Consider the following 21,323-nt stretch of genomic DNA (forward strand, 5'->3'; position numbering starts at 1 on the left):
TCCTGCCCCGATCAGCGTTGTTCAAGTTCCTCCAACTCGATGACTTCACGGCGCTCGTCATCATCCAGTTCTCGCAGAGTGCGGTAGACCAGCGCAACCGCCTGCAGGGTCTCGCGGTTGATGCAATGCCCGGTCTCGATGCCATACAGCGTGCGAGCCAGCCACACACACTGAATCACCGGAACATCTGCTGCCCGTGCCCTGTCGATCATTCGCCGAGCCCGGGCATCAGCCCCCTTGGCAATCACGGTCGGCAAAGGCGTCTGTGGCGGCCGGTAGTACAGCGCCACGGCAAAATGCGTAGGGTTGATCAGCAGCATGTCGGCCTCTTCCAACGGCGGAGTCGGGGCCACAGGCTCTTCATGGGCCAGCTCCTGGGCCAGTGCCCGACGCAGCATCTTGGTATGAGGATCACCTTCCATGCCTTTGTACTCCTTGACCACTTCGACATGGGTCATGCGCATGCGCCGGGCAAAAAAATACCGCTGCAACGCCAGGTCAACCACTGCGAGCACCAGCAGCAGGCCAAGGCACACATGCAGCAAATGCCGGAACAAGGCGATCAGCGCGACGATATAGCCCGGCAAGCCAGCGTTGACCAGCCCGACCAACGCCCCCAGGGAAGGCCCGATCACTCGGTAAAGCACCGCACAGATCAGCAGTGCCTTGATCAGGCCGGTGAGCAGGGTCAACAGTGACTGGGCCGAAAACATCTGCCGGGCCTGATTGACCGGGTTGAGCCGGTTGAAGTCCGGGATCAGGACTTCAGGGGCAAACAGAAAGCCGAATTGCAGCCAGCTGCTGATTAATTTCATCAAGACTGCAACGCCGGTCATCAGCAAGGCGAAGCCAAAAAACAGGTAACCCGCCTCGACGAACACGGCCTGCAGCGAATGACCAAAGGGTTGCCCGACCAGTGAAACGGGCAGCATCAGCAATTGGCCAAAACGCTGCAGGCTGTTCTGGGCCGTGATCAAGGCGACCTCACTGATAACCGCCAGCGTCAGCAGTTTGGCGATGTCCTGACTTTGCGCAACCTGGCCTTTTTTGCGCTGGTCCTGCAGTTTTTTCTGGCTGGCGTCATATTTCTTCTCAGCCGAATCGCTCATGACTCACCTACTTTGAAGAGCTGGCCCAGTGCGTGCCCAAGATCCCCCAGCAGACTCATCCGGCCCACGATCAACTCCTCCAGTTGTGGCAGGTAGAGCAGCAGAAAGCCCAGCCCGGCCAGGCTTTTGGCCGGCATCGACAGCACAAACACCTGCAACTGCGGGCTGTAGAGGCTCAACAGGGCAACAGCGAATTCGATCAACAACAACAGCGCAATAAAGGGCGCGGCGTAGAGCAGCAGATGCGTGAAGGTATCGCCGAGCAAAGAAAGAAACACGGCAAAACCATCCGCAGTAATCGTCGGTAACCAGAGCGTGGGGGGCCAGATCAGGTAGCTGTCCCAGATCACCCGGGTCAAGCTGCCCAGCCCGAGGGTGACCATCAGCACAAAAATGCTCAGTTGCTTGAACAGGTGCCCGACAGGTGTGGCATCCGCCCCCAGCGAAGGGTTGAGCTGCCCGCCGATCAGGGCACCACGCTGGTTATCGAGCAAAGCTCCTACCGACTCGAACAGCCAGAACGGCATGGACAGCAGCATGCCCAGCAAAAAGCCCAGCATGGCCTCTTTGAGCATCAGACCGCCGAGCGCCAGCAGGGTGTAATTCACGCCCGACAAGGCGTGATAAATACCCGGAGCAGGTATCAGGGCCAGCGCAAAAACGATGACATGCCGGGGCATGCCGCGCACATGTTCGAAGCAGAATGCCGGGATCAGAAAAAAACAGGGATACAGGCGCGCCATCGCAATGGCGAGGCTGGGCAGGTATTCGAGAAACGCAATCTGTGCGGCCATCGGGTGTTCCCTCTACAGCGCCGAGCGGGCGACCATGTCAAAGGTGAGGTTGATCAATTGAATCAGTTCAACCCCGATCCAGCGCCCCGTCAGCGCCAACGTGACGCCCACTGCAACCAGCTTGATGCCGAAGGGCAGTGTCTGGTCCTGTACCTGCATCAGCGCCTGCACCAGCGAGGTCAGCACTCCCACCGCTACAGCCACGATCAGCGGTGGCGCAGACAGCACCACCACCAGCAGCATGCCCTGCTTGAACAGCAAAATCGGCTCCATGGACGCCTCACAGATAGGACAGGAACAGACTGTCGAGCAGACGTGTCCACCCCGAAACCAGCACAAACAGCAACAGCTTGAGCGGCAATGAAAGGGTCATGGGCGAGACCATCTGCATGCCCAGCGCCAGCAACAGGTTCGAGACGATCAGGTCGATCACGATAAAGGGGATGTAAATCAGAAAACCGATTTCAAACCCTGCCTGTAGCTGCGACAGCACAAATGCCGGTACCAGCAGGATAAGGTCGTCACGCTTGACCTCTTGCGCCAGTTGCGCAGGCCATAGACGCGCAGTGTTATCCAGCAGATGGGTCAGCACATCGGGAGCAGTGTTGCGTGCCATAAAGGCCCGCAAGGGCTTTACTGCCTCCTCCCCGCTCTCCTGCAAGGCTTGCACACTGCTCATATCCAGCGGCGTCTGCTTGAGGGCCTGGGCGGTTTCATACCCCACCGGTGCCATGACAAACATCGTTGCAGCCAGGGCAACTCCATAAAGGGCCATGCTCGGCGGCACCTGCTGCACACCAATGGCGTTGCGGGTAATCATCAACACAATGCAGATTTTCAGGAAGGCGGTGCACACCATCAGCAGCATGGGCATCAGTGACAGGCCGCCGAGAAACAGCGCCAGCAGAAAGGGATCGATCCCTTGAACGGTCATTGCGAAAAACTGATGCGCGACAGTTGCAGGCCAAGGCGCCCCTCAACCTCCACCAACTGCCCGTGACCGATCGGCCGGTCGCCGTAATACAACCCGGCCATGCCCGTGTCATAGCCCTCGATGTTCAACACCATGCCGGGGGCCAACTGGCGCAGCTCACCCAGGCTCAACTTGAGTGCGCCACAGCGCACGCTCAGCTCTACCTGCAAGGTTTCAAACGGCTCATTGCCTTTATGCCGTTCAACGTCCGTACCCGCAAACATCACCTCTTCCACAGCCGACTCCTCGAGAGCACACACGGTCAGGCAGCGACGCCCGCCTTCATCATCAATTTGCGATGTGATCCGCCACCGCCCAATCCTCAACTGCCCCACGCCATCACCGCTGAACAACAGGCGCTCCGGCACCAGCACGTCGCCTGGCCGTACCCTGCGCAACTGCTCAACCGTCAACGGCAGATAGCCAAGCACCACGGGCACAGGCACGGCAAAGCAATCGGGCAACGGCGCCTTGACTGCCTGCCATTGCCCCGCCTCGCAAAGCGCCAACAGGCTGTGGGCCGCCAGCATCAATCGGCCGACACTTCGCGATGGGCCCAGCACTACACTGAGGCAGCACTCGAGTGCGCCCACCTGCCTGTCGGCAAGGGGCCGCAGATAGCCAAAAAGCGCCCTCAACTGCGCACTCATGCGCTGCTCAAAATGCGCCCAAAACCATGACTGGGGATCGTTGCCGGTCTCGGCCAGCACCACCGGGCACTCGCCAAACAGGCTAAGCAAGGGCCCTGCATCACTGAGCGTAAAGACCCCACAGCGGCTCTCGAACGAGACACACGCACCACCCCCTGGCGCCCGCCCCGGTTCCAGCAAAAGCTCACCGGGCTCGCCTGCGACCTGAAATGAATAGCGCAGGCCACGACCCAACCGCCAACAGGCCTGGACCGTGGTTGCGTCCAGCCGTGGCAAGGTGATCGGCGCTACCGTCATCACTGGCACTCCTGCAGTAACCGGATCCTGACGGCCTGCCCCAAGGCACGGGCCAGACGCCGTTGACAGGGTTGCTGCTGACGGGCGAGCCATTGTCGGGTGGCGGATTGCTGCGCCTTTAAAATGATCAGCCAGCCATGATGTTCATAACGGGCGCTGACACTGACCCGCCCGCGATGTGCCAGATGCAGCACAAATTGCACTGGCCATGGCCCTGCCCCCGTTGCACGGGGCATCAGTGCCTCGGACAACACCTGTGCCAAGCCCCTATCCGCGCCTGCCAGGCTGTCTGCAAACAGTTTGCAGTCGGCTGCGCGCGCCGGGGCGGCAGGCTGATACCGGGCCAATAGCAACGGCACCGGGTTTACTCCTGATGACTCGGCCATCCCGCCTCCTCTGCCAGCAACATCGACATTTCCAGAAGTTTTTCGACCTTTCTCTGGCATTCACCCGCGTACTGGCGGGCACTCTCGACATGGATCGCAACCACGCGCTGCTGCTCGAGCAGCGCTTGCAAGGCACTTGCCTGCTGCGCTGTTTGAGCCGCCCACTGGCGCTGTGACTCGTCCCAGCCCGACAGGGTCCTGGGCGACACCACCTGCCCCTGATAGCGGCCGGTCAGCTCGGCTTGCTGCCGGTTTTCGTTTTGCCTGGCCTGCTCAACCGCCGAACGGGCCTGCTCAATGTTCAGGCCAAGGGCTCGCAGCTCCATACGTTTGATGTGCAACAAACGCTCAGCCCGATCGGCCCGATGTTGGCGCAGGCGCCGCAAGGGCTCGGTGGCAGGCGGGCGGTTTTCAGAAGGGCACATGGGCAGTCAACTCGCTCAAGTGCTCCAGGGTTTCCTGAAACGTTGCAGGCTCGCGCAAGTCCTGACGCAAAAAGGCCTCCACACGCTGGCGGCTCTCGACGGCCAGGTCGGTCAGGGCATCGTTGCCCGCCTGGTACTCACCCAGCCTGAGCAGCAGTTCGATCTGCTGATGCGCGCTCAGCAATCGCCTGAATGCGGCCATGTTTTGCATATGTTCTGGCGCAGCCACATTGCTCAGGATCCGTGACAGGCTGCCCAGCACATCTATCGCCGGATAGTGACCGCGCTCTGCCAGTTTGCGGGACAACACAATGTGCCCGTCCAGCAAGGATCGAACCTCATCGGCTACCGGATCGCCCATGGAGTCCTGCTCGATGAGTACGGTATAGATCGCGGTGATAGCCCCCTCGCGAGTCAGGCCTGCACGCTCTACCAGACGTGGCAACAGGCTGTAAACCGAGGGCGGCAACCCGCCTCTGCCCAAGGGTTCGCCAGCGGCCAGACCGATTTCCCGCTGAGCGCGGGCAAAGCGCGTCAATGAGTCGATCAACAATAAAACCCGCCGGCCTTTGCGTCGGAAACCTTCGGCCAGAGCAGTTGCGGTAAAGGCTGCCCGCGCACGCTCCATGCTTGTGCGATCAGAGGTTGCGCACACCAGCACGGCTTTGCCCCGCAGCCCCTCATCCAGCTCATGGTCAAGAAACTCACGCAGCTCGCGACCGCGCTCGCCAACCAGGCCAAACACGATCACATCGCACTCGACGTTGCGGGCGATTTCGGCCAGCAGTGTGGTCTTGCCACAACCGGCACCGGCAAACAGCCCGACCCGCTGGCCCTCACCCAGGGTCAACAACCCGTCGATGGCCCGTACCCCTGTTGGCAAAGCGCGACCGATGCGCGGCCTCTGAGTGGCCAAGGGGGCTTCGCATACAACTGCATTGGCCTCCTCACAAGGCCGCCAGGCAAAGCCCCCCCCGTCGCCCCCGGCAAGCGGTCGGCCAAACCCGTCGAGCACTTGCCCCAGCAGATCATTGCCGACGCGAACCTGATGCACAGCCCCCAAGCGTTCAACGGCCGCCCCTGCGCTTATACCTTCGAGGCTCGCCAAAGCACTGAGGGTGGCGTCCTGCTGATCGCAGCCGATGACCTCTGCCAGTATCCATGCGCTGCCCACCGTCTGAACCCGGCACAGCTCGCCAATGCGGGCCTGGGGCAGGCGGCATTGCAGCAGCATGCCATTGATCCGCAGGAGCCGACCGCTCAGGGTCACCGGTGAAAAACCCGCCAGGTGCGTGAACTGGCGTTGCCGCCAGCGCTCAAGGCGCTCAGCAATCGTGCCGTTCACCAGCTCACCTCATAGCGCTGCGCGCCTTCAAACAGTACTCGGCGGTTGTCGATCGCAGTCAGGCGCACACCCTGCGCTTCGTCACCAAAAAACAGCCGACGCCCGTCTGCCAGTACAACATGGGCCTTTTGGCCACCGATTATCTGGACGATCCTGAAGGGCAGTGCCGTGCTGATTTCCTGGACCTGATTAATGATCGCAACCGGCGTTTCAAATTGCGCCTCGAAGCGATCGAGCATCCGTGAGACCAGTGCCAGCGAGTCTTTGCCGACATCACCGCCCAGGATGATTTGCTCATCAACCATCTGCAGCCGGATGGCGTTGTCCAGATCACGCTCGATCAACATCTTGAGTAATTGCTGATGGACCTGATGCGTTGTTGCAAGCTGACGCCTGCCACTGACAGCGAATGGCTTCGGAGAAAGTGCCTGTGCCGTGTTTGAAGGCTGACAGGCCTGTGCCGCCAATATCAGCACCGACACGCTCAGGGCCAGCGCCAGCCACTTGCCAGGGCGACGCACAGGCACCATGCCCGAGCGCGCGGGGGCCGTTTCGCTCTGCACCCTGGTTACTTCTGCCAGCTCATCCACCCAGGCACTTTGCGTATTGGCGATGCACAAGCGTATCCCGCCAATGGCAAACGCCTTACCCGCAGCCAGATCGGCAATCTGTGCCCGGGCAGTGCCGGTTTCATCCTGCAAGAGACCTTCCTGCGCCTGCACTGTCCAGCGCCCGTCCACACAGTGCAACCGGGCATGCCTGGCTTCAACGCCAGGGTCGTACAACTCCAGGTCGGCATCTTGATGGGCACCGATGCTCCAGCATTCACCGAACAAAGGCAGTGCAGCCCCCTCATGCAAACCGCTCAGCACTCGCAACTCGAACAGCTGGCCAGGCTGCTGCGAATCGAACACCACGGTTGCGCCATCAGGTAAGCCATGCCCCGGACTCAAGACACGGCCTCGCGCAGCACACCGTCGAATTGCAGATCAAGACGCCCGAGCACCTTGACCTTGGCCGAGCCGGTCAACTCGGCGAAAGACATGACCGGCACATGGTTGAATTCATCGAACAACAGCGTGCGCAACGGGCTGCGCAGATCCTGCGCCACCAGCAATACGCTTGCGTCGCACTTGCGCGGTGCAAAAGCCTCCTTGAGCAACGCCACAAGTTGCGTACTGTGCTCATTGTCCAGGGCAAAGAACACGCCCGATTGGGTTTGGCGCAATGCCTCGCGAAAAAGGTTTTCGCTATGGGCAGACAACAGCCAGGCATGCAGACCGTCAGCCTGACTGTACAGATGATAGATCTGCGACTTCAGGGCAATCCGCGCATAGTCCGCCAGCGCTGACACTTCGCGCTCGTGCTGGCCATGTTCGGTCAGCACTTCGACAATCAGGCGTACCGCCCGCAGGGGTACGCCTTCACTGGCCAGGCGCTGCAGAACGGCAGAGAACCGGGACAGCGGCATGATCCGCTGCAACTCTTGAACCAGCTCAGGCTGGGTTTGCTCAAGCCAGCCGAGAATCGACTTGCTCTCCTGCAACCCCAAAAATTGCGGCCCGCTGATCATCATGGCTTGACGCATGCGCTCAACAATCAAGGCATGGGCACTGAACGACTCGACGCCCTCACGGGCCAGCAGCGGATCACCGGGGTTCAGCCATAGCCAGTCCCGTTCATCTCTTTGCTCGCTGCCTCTGAGAGCACTCTGAGGAGCATCCGTGACACTGTCCCGTGCCACGGCCCGTCGTTCATCAAAAGTCGCCTTGAGCGTGGGCACTTCGTGAACACAAAAGCGAAACTCATCCTCGGGCAGCACGTCGCTGTATTCGATTTCAAAACTGGGAAGTGTCACCCCGATACGGGTGACGATACTGTTGCGCACCTGACGAATCCCGTGAATCAGCCGCTCAGTAAGCTCCAGGCTTTGATGGGCACTGGCGAACTGCAACAGATAGGGGCGTGTCGGATCAAACACTCTCAGATCTTCGTCGCCGTTGTGATCAGGGGCCACCTGCACTGCTTGCGCCGGCTCCAACGCCTCAGCCTTGCGGCTTCGCGACCACCAGTAAAATCCCGGCGCAAACGTACACAGGGCAATCAAGCCAAACACCGGGGCGGGCATTCCCGGCAGGGCGGCGAAGGCCAGCATGGCCGCCGATGCGATCATCCAGCTCTTGGGTTCACGGGTTATCTGCTGGCCGATTTGTGCCCCGACATGGCTGCCTGGCGATTGGTCGTCGGGGGCGACACGGGTGATGATCATCCCCGCGGTCAAGGCAATCAACAGCGCCGGAATTTGCGCGATCAGACCATCACCGATGGTCAATACCGAATACAGCGTGATGGCCTCGCCAGCACTCATCCCGTGTTGCACTACCCCCGTGGAAAACCCGCCGAGGATATTGATCAGCACAATCACCAGGCCTGCGATGGCGTCTCCTTTGACAAACTTCATGGCGCCGTCCATGGCACCGAACATCTGGCTTTCCCGGGACAACTGGTCACGTTTGTATCGGGCCTGTGCACCATCGATCAACCCGCCACGCAGGTCACTGTCGATGGACATCTGCTTGCCCGGCAGCGCATCCAGGCTAAAGCGCGCCGCCACTTCAGCGACACGTTCCGAACCCTTGGTAATCACCAGGAAATTGACGATGGTGATGATCAGAAAAATCACCAGCCCCACCGCCAGATTCCCCCCCACCACAAAGTTGCCAAAGGCCTCGACGATCTCGCCCGCATCCTGCTCCAGCAGGATCAGGCGGGTCGTGGCAATCGACAACGCCAGACGAAACATCGTGGTCAGCAGCAAAAGTGCAGGAAATGTGGAAAATGCCAAAGGATTGGGCAGATAAAGCGCCAGCACGATCAACAGGCTGGCCAGGCACATATTGAGCGCGATCAGCACATCCACCAGCCAGGTCGGCAAGGGCACGATAAAGATAAAAACAATGCCCAGCACCGCCACGGCCCCGAGCACTTCGCCCGGGCTTGCCACACTGCCAGGGCCTTTACTGAGCCATTTGACGAGCCTCATCGAATCGGTCTCGTCAGCCCTGCCGACAGCTGGACGATACCTTCGCTCTGAGTGTGTTCACCCATCAGGCTCAAAAAAGACTGCAATGCGTCCTGACGGCTTGCAGGGTCACTCCAAACGGCCAACGGGAGACGCTGAATCAACGGATAAACTTGATTGAGCAAGACCAGTTGACTGGAAAGGTTTTCGCCACCCAACTCACGACTCAGGCTTTGCACCTCATCGCTATCGATGCCCGTGCCCGCATACCCCAGCAGACGTTGCAACAGGCAGACTGGCGACAGTTCGGCCTGCCGTTCGCGGGATGACAATCGCTCAATAAACCAGCGGCAGCTGTGCAAAAGGCTGCTCAACTGGGTGCAGCCTTGAAGCCCGCTCAACAGAGTACGCAGCGTGATGCTCGGCACCGAGGGCCGGTGGGCGGCGATATCATCCGCCAGCGCGCGCGCCATCACGCGCAACCCGTCGTTGACCCTCTCTTCATCGAATAAAGCCAGCAAGGCCAGGATAATGCTCGGCAGTGATTGTTTGCGCACCACACTGGAGTAATACAGCGTGCGAACAGCCTGGCGCAGCGCGGCATCGCCTTCGGCTGCTGCCAGCGCCAGCGCAATATTCAGGCCCGCCTGAATTTGCCGGTCATAGCGGGTATGCAACTGTGCCTGAACCTTCTGCACCCGCTCGATATCACCTTCACGCCCTTGTGCCCGGGCCTGAGCAACCATGTACTGCAAGACAACACTGGTGCGGGCCGGGTCGTCGCCGGTCAACGCCAGCAAGGCTTCGACCCCTGAGTCTGACGCCAGTGCCAGACGAACGTGCCGGGTCAGCAGCCCCAGGCTGAGCTGAGCGGGATGCCCCAGTTGCTCATAGAGCTCGTTTAACTGCTGGATACCCTCAACCTTCTGCACCCGGTTATCTACCGTGCGCAGCACGCGCTGAGCCAATGCCTTGCTGCTGCTTTCGGCTTTCTGGCTGAACAACATGCCAACCTCTTCAGCGGCACTTTGCGCAGAAGACTGGGGCATCTGCCCCTCAACGCTCCGAGAAGAGAGCAGGAACTGCGCGGTGTCGTTTCGCCCTTCAACTTTCATAGCGCTGCCAAGTCAGGAGGTTTCATTGACCTGTGTGGTTGATCACAGGCAAGCGGTTCCCTGGCAGTACCATTGGCATGTTTTTGAAAAAACTGGCGCACGCACAAGGTCCGCTACGCAAGATCCGGCACAACCGCGCCTGTTAAAAACCTGTAAAGCTCATATAAATCAGATGGCTATATTCGATCCGCAAATTGGCACAGGCGATGCTTGGGAGGTCCTTGTCGAAACCATTTTCGATAGCACTCACCCTGAGGATAAAAAATGGATCACCTTGATAAGGCTTCCCCCCCTGCCCCTGACTTTCTGGATCTGTCGACTGAACTTCAAAAAAAACTTAAAGCGTTTATCCACAAGCGCGTACTGAACCCCGAAGATGCAGAGGATATTTTTCAGTTGACCTGCCTGGAGGCGTGGCGCAGCAAAGCACGCTTCAACGGCCAGGCAACGCTCAGCACATGGATGTGCGGCATTGCCCAGAACCTCATTCGCAATCATTTTCGTCGGTTGCACGCAAGGCCGGTGCATTGCGAGTTCGACGAGACGCAGTGCCATGAGCAGGACCACAGCCCCGACCTGTATGGTCAATTTGAGACTCACCGCAGGCTTGAGCTCACGCTGATTGCCTTCAACCGGCTGCCCATCGAAATGCGCGACACGTTGTATGCATCGGTGCAAAGCGGCAGCAGTTATCGCGACACCGCCAGCGCTCTGGAAATCCCTATAGGGACAGTTCGCTCACGCATCTCGCGAGCTCGCGAACAACTCAAGATGGCCACCCACTGCTAGTGCCCGCCACGGATGCTCAGAGGGGTCCATGATTGAGGGCACGCCCGGAGCAAGGCCAGGGAATGGCCCCCACTACCGACTCAGACTTTTTTCGTTCGCGGCAGCAAAATCGCCAGCACGCCGAACAACGGCAGGTAAGAGCACAGGGTGTACACATACTCGATGCCATGAATGTCCGCCAAATGCCCGAGCAAGGCCGCACCAATCCCGCCAAAACCAAACATCAGGCCGAAGAAGATACCGGCAATCATCCCCACATTGCCCGGCACCAGCTCCTGGGCATACACCACAATGGCCGAGAATGCCGACGCCAGGATAAAACCGATGATCACGCTGAGCACACTGGTCCAGAACAGGTCGGCATAGGGCAGCAGCAAGGTAAACGGCGCCACCCCGAGAATTGAAAACCAGATCACCGCCTTGCGGCCGATACGGTCACCGATGGGGCCGCCAAAGAACGTGCCCGCCGCAACTGCGCCCAGGAACAGGAACAGGTACAACTGCGAGGTGGACACTGACACGTCGAACTTTTCGATCAGGAAGAAGGTGTAGTAGCTGGTCAGACTCGCCATGTAGAAGTACTTGGAGAACACCAGCAAGCCGAGCACCGCCAGGGCACCGAGTACCCGCTGCTTCGACAACCCATGAGTCGCCTGCTGCCCGGCCTTGAGCTTGAACAGATTCAAATGGTTGCGGTACCAGCGACTGATGACATACAGCAGTCCAACGGCGAACAGGGCAAACAGGCCGAACCAGGCCACGTTACCCTGACCGAAGGGAATGATGATGGCCGCAGCCAACAACGGGCCAAAGGCCGAGCCGGCATTGCCACCTACCTGGAAGGTCGATTGCGCAAGCCCGTAACGCCCGCCCGAAGCAAGCCTCGCTACACGGGAAGCTTCGGGGTGAAACGTAGAAGAGCCAATACCCACCAGGGCGGCGGCCAGCAAAATCAGCGGAAAACTGCCGACCTGAGACAACATCAAAATCCCGATCAGGGTGCAAACCATCCCGGCAGGCAACAAAAGCGGATTGGGATGACGGTCGGTGTAGTAACCCACCCACGGCTGCAATAGCGAAGCGGTCATCTGAAACGTCAGGGTTATCAGTCCGATCTGAGTAAAGGTCAGGTCATATTTGGCCTTGAGCATCGGGTAGATCGACGGCAGTACGGCCTGGATCAGGTCATTGATCAGATGCGCCAGGGCCACGGCGCCGATAATGCGCATGACCAATGGGCTTGACTGAGGGGCTGGAGGGGACGCGATTGTAGTTGTTTGAGCGTTGCTAAGAGCCATTTGGGTTTCCGTACGACAGGTGAATGCGCGCTTGCAGATCCGTCAATGTGCCATTCTTTTACAAGATCTTTCCATGCAAACGCCGTAAAACCTTAAGCAATTGATAGAACGAAGAATTTTTTTAGATATTTGCTTGACACACCCCCCGTACGAGGGAATAATGCGCGCCATCGGCTACATAGCTCAGTTGGTTAGAGCATAGCATTCATAATGCTGGGGTCCGGGGTTCAAGTCCCTGTGTAGCCACCAAACGCTTGTTTACAGAAGTCTCCATGAGTCTGCAGACAGTACAAGAAGCCCGCCTAGTGCGGGCTTTCTTGTGTCTGGGGGTTTCTTATTGTCTCCTCCCAAATCTCCCCGTCGCATCCTGCGAGCCCTCGGCCAATAACCTGGCAACTGGGTCCAGAAATCGCCTACCCCCTTACGTCATGACCGATCCGGATCAGTCTGCTTCACACCTGTTCGCAGCCCATGATCTGAAATGGACAGGTAGCCCCACTATTCCCTGACACTTTTAATATAATAAATATTTACTTTTTAAATCTGGGTTACCTAAAAAAAACAATGCTAGCCTGCGCGTTTTTGGAGAGCCGCTTATATGAAGGCACTTAAAGACGTCACTTTCAAATACCCCTGCTCCGTTATTTTTATAATGTCTTTTTTCCTATTTGCCGCCCTGCAATACAGGCCCGCAGTGCTCAATTACACAACACGCTTCGTCGACTTCGCCCACTATATGTTCCAGAACGGATTGACGCTTTTTCCAATCTCTGATGACCTGCAGCCCTATCCCGACTACACAGTGACCCATACGCTCCTCGTTTATCTGATTTCACTGCCATTTGGCCAAGTATCCCTTCTCTCACTGGCGACGCCTTTTTGTATTGCTGCCGCCTTGACACTGGTATTCATATACAAGCTGGGTGAACGGCAGGAAAAGAAATGGGGCGCATATGGTGTTGTGTTCGCGCTATTCACCTGGTCATTTCTGGACGGCGTAAACTCCTTATCAATGGATATATACCCTGCACTTTTTACCGTGATATGTTTTTATCTGGCCTGTGCAGGAGACGAGCATAAACAAACATCCCGATTGCTGCTTATACTCGCAGCCCTGGCGCTGGGCTTTGCATTCCGTGGCCCTGTTGGCCTGATCGTACCAGCCAGTGTAGTCGCCTCTTATTACCTGCTGAGCCGGCAATGGCGCAGGCTCGTTATGTTCTGCCTGCTCGCCGGCCTGGTCCTGGGCGCTGCCCTTTTGCTGCTGATAGCGGCTGCCTACGCACAAGGTGGACATGCTTTCTTGCAGGAGGTATTGGTCAAGCAAGGGCTGGGGCGGTTTGACAGTAACCAGGCACCTCGTTATTACTTCTACTTCTCTGCCGGCTTGCTGACCTACGGTGTAACCGTTTTTATTGCCTTGAACGTCATCATCAGAAAGGGCAAAGATTTTTTTGCACCGTCGCCTCTACCGTCGACAAGCATGCTCTTGTATCTCTCGGCCTGGTTTCTTGTCGTGGTCGTACTGCTGACAATTCCAAGTGCCAAGAAAGCGCGTTACATACTTTCAATCACACCCGCGATTTCCTTGTTAGCGGCCTATATCTTTGTAGATCGAAGCCAACGATTCGTCAATACCAGAGACAAACTGCTGAAGTTCTGCTTGAGGCTGCCCGTTATTGGCCTCGGGATACTTCTGTTTGCATTTATTTATAGTCACTTTGCGGCGCCCCCTGTTCAACCGAACTACCTCGGTGCAATGACGGGCTTGATTATTCTTGCCGCCGCTCGGCCCTGGATGGAGTCACGCCTTTATTCACATCCACATCGCGAGTTTTTGACATTCTCTTTTGGGGCGGCGGCTTTTCTCGTACTGGACATGTTTTCTTTAACGCCATTACCTACCATCTGGAATTGGCCAATGAACCGACCCCCAAGTTCCTGCCTTATTGGTTTTGGTGACGCGCGCGCTCACAACGTCACCCATTACGGATTCCGCTCGAATGAGCGGCTATCAAGCAGCCGCCTGATGCGGGCTTAGTCTTGCCTGACGATATCGACTGAAATCTCCACCGCCTCAATCACTCCCCGGTTTTCAAGCCAGTGCGTGGTGTGCCTGTCTTCAGGCCAGCCCACACCCGGGCCATACTCCGTGGCGATACCATTTCTATGGTCAGTGATAACGCCGTGAAGGATATAGACGGTGCCAGGCCTGTCTGTATGGTTGTGAACCGGCCCGAAAACGCCCCCCGGCTCAATCGTCACCTTACGCATGCGAAGCTGGCGCCCTGCCATTCCCTCGATCTCGGGGCCAAGGTCGATGGTGGCCAGCAACGTGACCGTAACGCCTTTGGTCTCGGGTACTGCCTGTTCATTGCTCATCGCACCCACCTCTTCAAAAGACAAAGCCTTATTGAAAGTAAACACCCTGAAAGGCGTAACGAGTGACGAGGCGACAAAGGGATAGGCAGAACAGATTTGCTCCACCCGAAAACAAAAAACCCCCGAAGCCATAAGGCATCAGGGGTTTTGCTGTTGTGGTGCCCAGAGACGGAATCGAACCGCCGACACGGGGATTTTCAATCCCCTGCTCTACCGACTGAGCTATCTGGGCAAGGCGGCAATTAAACGTGTTTTACCGTCGGGGCGTCAAGCACGAAATAAAAAAAAGACCAATGATTACCTGCGCTTACATCACCGCCCAGGCCTGATATCACCCCTGGGGCAGGATTTTCCCCGGGTTCATCAGCCCAAGAGGGTCGAGAGCCTGCTTGACCAGGTGCATGACACCCAGTGCGGCGCCATGCTCCAGGGGCATGAACTTTATCTTTCCCGAACCAATGCCATGCTCTCCGGTGCAAGTGCCCTCAAGGGCAATGGCGCGCTCGACAACCCGCTCATTGAGCGCTTCGGCTTCAACCAGTTCTGCGGCATTGCCCGGGTCGACCACCATCCCCAGGTGAAAGTTGCCATCCCCGACATGCCCGACCATGCCTACGAAAAATGAAACCCTGGCCACATCTTCAGCCGTTTCGGCAATGCACCGGGTCAGCGCCGAAATCGGTACGCAGACATCCGTGCTCCAGATCCGACCATTCGGCCGCATGGACTGCATTGCATAGTGGACACTGTGCCGGGCACGCCACAGGGCATTGCGCGCATCAGCATCGCCAGCCGCCTGGAAACCCAATGCACCATTGCTTTCAACAATCTCCCGGGTCAGTTCCACCTGCTCCGCCACACTGGCCGGGGAACCGGCGAACTCGAAAAACAGCGTCGGCGTTTCAACCAGGCCCATGTGCGAGAAACGGTTGACCGCCTGCACCGTGCGCGCATCGAGCAATTCGACCCGTGACACTGGAATGCCATATTGAATGATCGACACCACCGAACTGACCGCCGCCGCTATCGTCGGGAAGGTACACACCGCCGCGCAGGTGGTTTCCGGAATACCGTAAAGGCGCAGCGTGACTTCGGTGATGATCCCCAGCGTGCCTTCCGAGCCGACAAACAAGCGCGTGAGGTCGTAGCCAGCGGATGATTTTCGCGCCCGCCCACCGGTCTTGATCACCTGGCCGTCAGCCAGCACCACGGTCAGGTTCAACACGTTTTCGCGCATGGTCCCGTAACGCACCGCATTGGTCCCTGAAGCGCGGGTCGCTGCCATGCCTCCCAGGGTGCTTTCACCGCCCGGGTCGACCGGAAAGAACAGCCCGGTGGTACGCAGTTCGGCATTCAGCTGCATGCGGGTTACCCCGGCCTCCACAGTGACATCCAGATCATCCGGGCGCACGGCGATGATTCGCTGCATGCGGCTCAGGTCGATACAGACCCCGCCCCGGGTAGCGCCTACATGGCCTTCCAGTGAAGTGCCACCACCAAAGGCAATGATCGGCACTCGCTGCGCTGCGCAGAGTTTGACGATGGCCGCCACCTCGGCCGTGGACTCGGCGTAACACACCGCGTCCGGCGGCAAGGTCGGGTGGTATGACTCACCTCGGCCATGTTGCTCGCACTCGGCTCGGCCAGTGCTCAGGCGCTCACCGAGCAGCTCGCGCAGGGCATCGAGCAGGGTGGGCATGGGAGAAGCGTGAAATGCAGGGTTAGAGGCCATGGAAACGTCCATATTATTGTTGGGAGGGACGATTCCAAGGTACAACAAACGGCCACTGTGATCACCGGCAGATCCGCACGCCCGCTGAACGTGGCCGTAACGTTACTGGCTGCCGGGATATAACGCCCCGTCAACCAGCCTCGCGACCACCCTGCGCAAACGTTCGAGCAACACCTCATTGGCCGCGACGGAGGCCGGGTTCAAGGGCTCACGCAACAAGGCAATTTCGCACTGATTGCAGGCCTCAGCCAAATTGACAGCGCCCACCGTGGCAAATGAACCGTGCATCCGGTGCACATAACTGATCAGTTTCGAGGTATTGCCCTGCTGCAACGCCAGCTGAGCCTGCGCCAGATCCTCCTGCATGGTGGCGATAAACAGCCGATGCATGGCTGGCGAAAGGCTGATCCAGTCTTGCAGATCATCCGTCTGCAGGGGTGCATCGGGGGCATCATGGACGCCAACAGGCAGCTCGGCAGGGGCTGCGCACAAGGCGGACAAGGTCTGGCGCAATGTGGTCAGGCTCAGGGGCTTGACCAGCCATACATTCATTCCCGCTTCCAGGCAGCGCTCCCCTTCTTCACGCAGGGCATTGGCGGTCACACCAATAATCGGCACCCGCGGGTCAAGCTCACGCAAGCGGCGCGTCAGCTGATAGCCATCGAGTCTGGGCATATTGACGTCGGTGATCAGCAGATCAAACGACGCTTCCTTCCAGCGCGACAGGGCCTGCTGCCCGTCGTCTGCCAACGTAACCCGGGCCCCCAGGGCCTCCAGCTGCTCCCTGAGGATCTCCTGGTTGACGGGATTGTCCTCGGCGACCAGGACATTCAACTCCAGCTTTGCGGCATAGGGCACCACACTGGCGGACGCCTGGGGGACAGCCCCATGGGCGATCTGCATCAGCGTTCTGCCAATGGCGCGAATATCATAGGCATTGACCTCCCAGCCGCGGGCAGTTCTTTGCGGCTGGCTGCCCCCCGACTCGGTCGCCAGCAGCCGCTCACCTTGCCAGGGCACTGTCAGCGGTTGGTCAGGGTCCAGATCCAGCAGGATTGCAGGGTAGTCGGGAGGAAGCGCTGCCGGCATAACCTGGGCGCGAGCGCCCCAATGGTTTAACCAGTCTGCCAGGATCTGCCCTATATCATTGCGCGCAGCGCGCACGTAAACACGGACCCCCTCAAGGTCGATATCGGCACAACTACCCAGTGAGCCGGCGATAACCGGTAAGCTCATATGCAACGAAAAGCTGCTGCCAAGCCCCGGTTCACTGACCACCCGCAAATTCGCGCCCATCATCTCGCTCAAGCTCGCACAAATGGACAGGCCCAGCCCCGCACCGCCTGCACGTTCGCTGCCACCCACCTGGGAGAACGGCTTGAACAGACGCGTCAGTTGCTCTTCGCTGATCCCCACGCCGGTATCGGAAACCTGCCACTGCAACGCGGCCTGCCCTTGTTCGATGCCAATCACCTTGAGCCTGAAGACAACCCAGCCGGTGTCGGTGAACTTGATTGCGTTACTCAGCAAATTATTGATGATTTGCCGAATACGTACCGCATCGCCACTCAACAATGGCGGCAACTGCGCGTCGGCACAGGCAAAAATCTTCAAGCCCTTATTGCTCGCCGCGGCTGAATAACTGCGCACACAGTCTTCAAACAAGTCCAGCGGACAGAAGGACTTGGCCTCGACAGCCATTTGCCCGGACTCGATCTTGGAGACGTCCAGCACATCACTGATCAACTGAAACAACACCGTAGACGACCGCTGAATGGTCTGCAGGTATTCACGCTGGCGCTCATTCAGAGACGTAAGGCCCAGCAGTTCAAGATTGCCCAGTACCCCGTATAAAGGCGTACGAATTTCATGGCTCATGGTTGCCAGAAACAGAGTCTTGGCTTTGCTCGCTTCGTCAGCCGAACGCCGCTCCTGCTCCATCAGGTTGGCGTCATCCACATGCCGGGTGACGTCGTTGAAACCACAGAGCACCACGTTCTTGCCCTTGTAACGGGTAAAGACAAAACAGGCCTGCAGATAGCGCCCCGCGACTTCCAACTGGACCTCTCCCAGTTCGTGCTCACCATAATCGCGCTTCAGCAGGGCAATCAGTTCAGGGGTACCCTGCCACTCATGCGCCCTCTGGTTTTCCAGCAGGATCTCTCCCGTGCTGCGCTCGACCACGCACAATCCCACGGGTGCGCTGTCGAGCATGGCCCGATTGAATTCTTCGCTCTCGGCCAGGGACTGGCTGGCACGCTGGGCAGGTTCGATGATTTGCTTGCGGTACCAGCGGTTGAAGCGCCAGCCGATCAGCCCAAACAACACCAGCAGGCCCGCCGCGCCGGCCAAAGGCCATTTGGCATAGCCAAAGAAGTTCTGATAACTGATCGCGTACAACCCGACCCAGGGCGTGGCCCCGCCCGAACTCAGCTTGAAGCGCAGACCATCGCGGGTAATGCTCAAGCCCAGGGGCAGATCCTCGACATCCCCGGCGTCCCCCAGCAATACATCGCCGGCAGGCGAGATCAAGGTCAAACGGCTGTTGGTGGGGTGCATCAGCAAGCGCTCCAGATCACCGATATCGCTGACGTCCAGTAACGCGTTCAGGATCACCAGGTCATTGGCTTCAGCCCCAGGTGGCATGAAGTTGCGCGACAGATTCAGCCCGACGGCGCCGACAATGTACTTGCGCTTTTGAATCAGGTCCTGCGGAGCTTTTATCCAGATCAGTTCATCACTGCCAAGGGCATGGCGATGCACCATAAGTTCATCGTACAAACGTTTGGTCACATCGAAAAAGTTGCTTTTGAGCAACAGGGGGGACTGCCGCGTGCCCTCAATACCGGGCACCGCAATAGTGAATTGATCGCTGGGGGAAAAAACAAATACCTGCGGCGCCACATAGTGGGAATCGGACCAGTAAGCCGTGAAAAGGTCGGTCAACTGCACACCGAGCGAGTAGACACCCTGCATTTCGGCATGGGTGAACTTGTCTCGCTGGCTCACCGTAAAGGGCAATGACTTGGCCGTGTCACGGTTCTGGAACAAGCGCTCATCGCCCTGACGGATCAGTACCTCGTGCGAGTGCGGTTGGCTATCTATCAGCAGGTTTTCATTGGCCTGACTGTAGCTTTGAACGGCAATACGCAAAAAGGTCTCGTGCTCATGAATGCTTTCCATCAGCCGCGCGAAATGAAAATCCGTCTTCTCGCCCTCCTCCTTCAGCACTCGATTAACCGCCCAATAGCTCATGCTCACCAGCAGCAGGGCAAACCCGGTGAGCAGGAGCAATAGTTTGTTAAGTCTGAGTGAGCTCAGTGCCAGCGCACCGAGACGTACCTTAGCTTGCTTCATGATTTAGCGCCGTCGATGACCTGGGAGGAAATAGGCAAGCCTGTTGCTAGCCAAAGGGTTACACATTGCACTATCCGCCAGCCCCCACTGCGCTCGCCACGAGCCTTGAGCCGCCACTTCTGCGCCCTCGAAATGGCCTGAGCAAGCCGAACAGGAATTGTCTGATGGGGATTCTCCTCTGGCAATTGCATCCTTTGCATCACCTGCCGCGGCGAGCCGTTGGCAGGGGGGGCATTAAATAATGGAAATCACACATCATTGGTTTGTAGAGGGCTTCTCTCATGTTTCATAAATTTGGCAAATACACCGCGCTTTGTGGCTCTTCGCTGCTGATCGTAATGGCTGCTGCTACCGCTCAAGCGGCTGATGGTCAGGTTGAATTCACCGGCACTATCAACGACAACGCATGCACCATCAACAGCGAAAGCGTTAAAAAAGCGGTTGATATGGGCCAGGTCCGTATTGCCGACTTCCCTAACACTGTAGGGGCTGTCGCCACTGCTGGCGCCACACCATTTTCGATCTCGCTGGAAAACTGCAGCGGCTCGACCCTGAAAAACGCCTCCATCAAATTCAGCGGCCAACAAGCTGGCACTGATGCAACCGTGCTGGGCATGACCGGTGACAACCAGGTACCCGGCGTTGGTATCCAGATCAACGACGCGCGCACCGGTAACAAGTTGCCACTTAACACGGCCAGCAACGATTACGTTCTGCGTCCGCAGTCCAACACCTTCGACTTCACCGCATCCTATGTTCGCCTGGTTGCCGACACCGCAGCTTCGGGTGAGACCCCGGGTGTGCGTGGCATCGGCACCGGTAAAGTCAATGCATTGGCCAGTTTCGACGTTACCTACAAGTAATTTATGCATTTAACGAAGAGCTCGCGGTTGATCGCGATTGATCGCGAGCTCTGGCGTTAACCAGAGGACATCTTAATGCGTTTAAAAGTTGCAGCCTTTTTGGCACTGGCAGCAAGCTTCTGGCTGCCCCAGGTTCATGCAGGCGTCAACGTGGGTTCTACGCGCGTTGTGTATCAAAGCAAGGAGAAAGAAGCCAACCTTGCACTTTCAAACTCGGGTGATGACGGTGTGCCGTATCTCGTGCAGTCGTGGGTCAGCCCGTTCGATGACCGCGACGCCAGCGCCGATGAGTTTATTGTCACACCGCCGTTGTTTCGCCTGGATGCCAAGGGCCAGAACCTTCTGCGGATCATCGCCACCAACGCACAGAACCTGCCCGACGACAAAGAAAGCCTGTTTTTGCTCAACGTCAAAGCCATCCCGGCCAAGAGTGAGGAACAGCGTAACCAGAACGTGCTGCAAATAGCACTCAAGACCACGATCAAACTGTTCTATCGCCCTGCCAACCTCAAGGGCACATTGCCCGAAGCTGTTGAAAAACTTCAGTGGCGGACCGAAGGCGGGAAATTGGCGGTGCATAACCCGTCAGGCTACAACGTAGTGGTCAGTGAGTTGCTGGTCAACAACAGCGCCAGCAAAGGCATGCCCGAGGTTATCAAGCCCGGCAGCACCGTCACCACTCCAATAGCGCTGAAAAACAGCGACAGCCTAGAACTTAGCTACATCAACGAGTACGGCAGCACAGTCAAGGCCGCACCCGTTACCCCACATTGATCACTGAATAAT

At 58.1% G+C, this 21,323-nt stretch carries 19 protein-coding genes and 2 tRNA genes; 5 read left to right on the forward strand and 16 right to left on the reverse strand.

The features are described from left to right. Positions 1–11 precede the first annotated feature (11 nt). Genes sctU through sctW form a run of 11 tightly spaced genes read right to left on the reverse strand, consistent with a single transcriptional unit; the run spans position 12 to position 10,050 of the window. Positions 12–1,109 (reverse strand): type III secretion system export apparatus subunit SctU, encoded by a 1,098-nt coding sequence (sctU, locus tag ACP7BE_RS18285; RefSeq protein WP_095003188.1) that lies wholly within the window; start codon positions 1,107–1,109, stop codon positions 12–14. Beyond that, positions 1,106–1,903: a type III secretion system export apparatus subunit SctT gene (sctT, locus tag ACP7BE_RS18290; protein WP_095003189.1), complete on the reverse strand. Its 798-nt coding sequence runs from the start codon at positions 1,901–1,903 to the stop codon at positions 1,106–1,108. Before sctT ends, sctU begins: the two co-directional genes overlap by 4 nt. 12 nt (positions 1,904–1,915) lie before the next feature. Beyond that, on the reverse strand, positions 1,916–2,176 hold the full coding sequence (sctS, locus tag ACP7BE_RS18295; RefSeq protein WP_095003190.1) for a type III secretion system export apparatus subunit SctS: 261 nt from the start codon (positions 2,174–2,176) through the stop codon (positions 1,916–1,918). Positions 2,177–2,183: 7 nt separating this feature from the next. Continuing rightward, a complete protein-coding gene (gene sctR, locus ACP7BE_RS18300) occupies positions 2,184–2,837 on the reverse strand; it encodes a type III secretion system export apparatus subunit SctR (RefSeq protein ID WP_095003191.1) in 654 nt (217 codons plus the stop codon). Further along, positions 2,834–3,823, reverse strand: a complete 990-nt coding sequence (locus ACP7BE_RS18305; RefSeq protein ID WP_426106773.1) for a FliM/FliN family flagellar motor switch protein — start codon at positions 3,821–3,823, stop codon at positions 2,834–2,836. The genes sctR and ACP7BE_RS18305 overlap by 4 nt, the downstream gene beginning before the upstream one ends. Continuing rightward, the gene (locus tag ACP7BE_RS18310) at positions 3,823–4,209 is read right to left on the reverse strand and encodes a type III secretion system HrpP C-terminal domain-containing protein (protein ID WP_426106775.1); all 387 of its coding nucleotides are present in this window, start codon (positions 4,207–4,209) and stop codon (positions 3,823–3,825) included. The genes ACP7BE_RS18305 and ACP7BE_RS18310 overlap by 1 nt, the downstream gene beginning before the upstream one ends. Then, positions 4,188–4,634, reverse strand: coding sequence for a YscO family type III secretion system apparatus protein (locus tag ACP7BE_RS18315; RefSeq protein WP_095003193.1), 447 nt, complete (start codon positions 4,632–4,634; stop codon positions 4,188–4,190). Before ACP7BE_RS18315 ends, ACP7BE_RS18310 begins: the two co-directional genes overlap by 22 nt. Continuing rightward, positions 4,621–5,979, reverse strand: a complete 1,359-nt coding sequence (locus ACP7BE_RS18320; RefSeq protein WP_426106777.1) for a FliI/YscN family ATPase — start codon at positions 5,977–5,979, stop codon at positions 4,621–4,623. Before ACP7BE_RS18320 ends, ACP7BE_RS18315 begins: the two co-directional genes overlap by 14 nt. Beyond that, positions 5,976–6,893, reverse strand: a complete 918-nt coding sequence (locus ACP7BE_RS18325; RefSeq protein ID WP_426106779.1) for an FHA domain-containing protein — start codon at positions 6,891–6,893, stop codon at positions 5,976–5,978. Before ACP7BE_RS18325 ends, ACP7BE_RS18320 begins: the two co-directional genes overlap by 4 nt. 35 nt (positions 6,894–6,928) lie before the next feature. Further along, positions 6,929–9,022, reverse strand: a complete 2,094-nt coding sequence (gene sctV / locus ACP7BE_RS18330) for a type III secretion system export apparatus subunit SctV (RefSeq protein WP_426106781.1) — start codon at positions 9,020–9,022, stop codon at positions 6,929–6,931. Further along, the gene (gene sctW, locus ACP7BE_RS18335) at positions 9,019–10,050 is read right to left on the reverse strand and encodes a type III secretion system gatekeeper subunit SctW (protein ID WP_426106783.1); all 1,032 of its coding nucleotides are present in this window, start codon (positions 10,048–10,050) and stop codon (positions 9,019–9,021) included. The genes sctV and sctW overlap by 4 nt, the downstream gene beginning before the upstream one ends. A gap of 330 nt (positions 10,051–10,380) precedes the next feature. On the opposite strand from sctW, the gene ACP7BE_RS18340 reads away from it, so the two are divergent. Beyond that, a complete protein-coding gene (locus tag ACP7BE_RS18340) occupies positions 10,381–10,905 on the forward strand; it encodes an RNA polymerase sigma factor (RefSeq protein ID WP_095019668.1) in 525 nt (174 codons plus the stop codon). Positions 10,906–10,985: 80 nt separating this feature from the next. On the opposite strand, the gene ACP7BE_RS18345 is transcribed toward ACP7BE_RS18340, so the two are convergent. Continuing rightward, positions 10,986–12,203, reverse strand: a complete 1,218-nt coding sequence (locus ACP7BE_RS18345) for an MFS transporter (protein WP_095003198.1) — start codon at positions 12,201–12,203, stop codon at positions 10,986–10,988. 172 nt (positions 12,204–12,375) lie between these two features. On the opposite strand from ACP7BE_RS18345, the gene ACP7BE_RS18350 reads away from it, so the two are divergent. Both ACP7BE_RS18350 and ACP7BE_RS18355 read left to right on the forward strand, forming a co-directional pair. Beyond that, positions 12,376–12,452, forward strand: a tRNA-Met gene (locus tag ACP7BE_RS18350). Positions 12,453–12,801: 349 nt separating this feature from the next. Next, entirely contained in the window at positions 12,802–14,244 is a 1,443-nt protein-coding gene (locus ACP7BE_RS18355) for an ArnT family glycosyltransferase (protein ID WP_426106786.1), read from the forward strand. Here ACP7BE_RS18355 and ACP7BE_RS18360 read toward each other — a convergent pair. From ACP7BE_RS18360 to ACP7BE_RS18375, 4 genes are all read right to left on the reverse strand, one after another. Next, entirely contained in the window at positions 14,241–14,585 is a 345-nt protein-coding gene (locus tag ACP7BE_RS18360; RefSeq protein WP_095019690.1) for a cupin, read from the reverse strand. The two genes, ACP7BE_RS18355 and ACP7BE_RS18360, sit on opposite strands and share 4 nt — an antisense overlap. Before the next feature lie 156 nt (positions 14,586–14,741). Further along, positions 14,742–14,817 (reverse strand) — tRNA-Phe (locus tag ACP7BE_RS18365). Positions 14,818–14,916: 99 nt separating this feature from the next. Then, a complete protein-coding gene (locus ACP7BE_RS18370) occupies positions 14,917–16,317 on the reverse strand; it encodes an FAD-binding oxidoreductase (protein WP_095019670.1) in 1,401 nt (466 codons plus the stop codon). 102 nt (positions 16,318–16,419) lie between these two features. Further along, the gene (locus tag ACP7BE_RS18375; protein ID WP_426106789.1) at positions 16,420–19,674 is read right to left on the reverse strand and encodes a response regulator; all 3,255 of its coding nucleotides are present in this window, start codon (positions 19,672–19,674) and stop codon (positions 16,420–16,422) included. A 281-nt stretch (positions 19,675–19,955) separates the two neighbouring features. On the opposite strand from ACP7BE_RS18375, the gene ACP7BE_RS18380 reads away from it, so the two are divergent. Then, positions 19,956–20,537 carry a fimbrial protein gene (locus tag ACP7BE_RS18380; protein WP_095019672.1) on the forward strand — a complete coding sequence of 194 codons (582 nt, stop codon included), beginning with the start codon at positions 19,956–19,958 and terminating at the stop codon, positions 20,535–20,537. A 75-nt stretch (positions 20,538–20,612) separates the two neighbouring features. Further along, positions 20,613–21,311 (forward strand): fimbrial biogenesis chaperone, encoded by a 699-nt coding sequence (locus ACP7BE_RS18385; RefSeq protein ID WP_095019673.1) that lies wholly within the window; start codon positions 20,613–20,615, stop codon positions 21,309–21,311. Positions 21,312–21,323 lie beyond the last annotated feature (12 nt).

Origin of the sequence: Pseudomonas sp. TWR1-1-3 (genome assembly GCF_049896805.1) — a bacterium.
GTDB lineage: Bacteria > Pseudomonadota > Gammaproteobacteria > Pseudomonadales > Pseudomonadaceae > Aquipseudomonas > Aquipseudomonas bubulae.

Excerpts from the sequence above, each read along its gene's own strand:
- sctU (WP_095003188.1), bottom strand. The coding sequence starts at position 1,109 with ATGAGCGATTCGGCTGAGAAGAAATATGACGCCAGCCAGAAAAAACTG.
- sctT (WP_095003189.1), bottom strand. The coding sequence starts at position 1,903 with ATGGCCGCACAGATTGCGTTTCTCGAATACCTGCCCAGCCTCGCCATT.
- sctS (WP_095003190.1), bottom strand. The coding sequence starts at position 2,176 with ATGGAGCCGATTTTGCTGTTCAAGCAGGGCATGCTGCTGGTGGTGGTG.
- sctR (WP_095003191.1), bottom strand. The coding sequence starts at position 2,837 with ATGACCGTTCAAGGGATCGATCCCTTTCTGCTGGCGCTGTTTCTCGGC.
- ACP7BE_RS18305 (WP_426106773.1), bottom strand. The coding sequence starts at position 3,823 with ATGACGGTAGCGCCGATCACCTTGCCACGGCTGGACGCAACCACGGTC.
- ACP7BE_RS18310 (WP_426106775.1), bottom strand. The coding sequence starts at position 4,209 with ATGGCCGAGTCATCAGGAGTAAACCCGGTGCCGTTGCTATTGGCCCGG.
- ACP7BE_RS18315 (WP_095003193.1), bottom strand. The coding sequence starts at position 4,634 with ATGTGCCCTTCTGAAAACCGCCCGCCTGCCACCGAGCCCTTGCGGCGC.
- sctV (WP_426106781.1), bottom strand. The coding sequence starts at position 9,022 with ATGAGGCTCGTCAAATGGCTCAGTAAAGGCCCTGGCAGTGTGGCAAGC.
- sctW (WP_426106783.1), bottom strand. The coding sequence starts at position 10,050 with ATGCCCCAGTCTTCTGCGCAAAGTGCCGCTGAAGAGGTTGGCATGTTG.
- ACP7BE_RS18340 (WP_095019668.1), top strand. The coding sequence starts at position 10,381 with ATGGATCACCTTGATAAGGCTTCCCCCCCTGCCCCTGACTTTCTGGAT.
- ACP7BE_RS18345 (WP_095003198.1), bottom strand. The coding sequence starts at position 12,203 with ATGGCTCTTAGCAACGCTCAAACAACTACAATCGCGTCCCCTCCAGCC.
- ACP7BE_RS18355 (WP_426106786.1), top strand. The coding sequence starts at position 12,802 with ATGAAGGCACTTAAAGACGTCACTTTCAAATACCCCTGCTCCGTTATT.
- ACP7BE_RS18360 (WP_095019690.1), bottom strand. The coding sequence starts at position 14,585 with ATGAGCAATGAACAGGCAGTACCCGAGACCAAAGGCGTTACGGTCACG.
- ACP7BE_RS18370 (WP_095019670.1), bottom strand. The coding sequence starts at position 16,317 with ATGGCCTCTAACCCTGCATTTCACGCTTCTCCCATGCCCACCCTGCTC.
- ACP7BE_RS18375 (WP_426106789.1), bottom strand. The coding sequence starts at position 19,674 with ATGAAGCAAGCTAAGGTACGTCTCGGTGCGCTGGCACTGAGCTCACTC.
- ACP7BE_RS18380 (WP_095019672.1), top strand. The coding sequence starts at position 19,956 with ATGTTTCATAAATTTGGCAAATACACCGCGCTTTGTGGCTCTTCGCTG.
- ACP7BE_RS18385 (WP_095019673.1), top strand. The coding sequence starts at position 20,613 with ATGCGTTTAAAAGTTGCAGCCTTTTTGGCACTGGCAGCAAGCTTCTGG.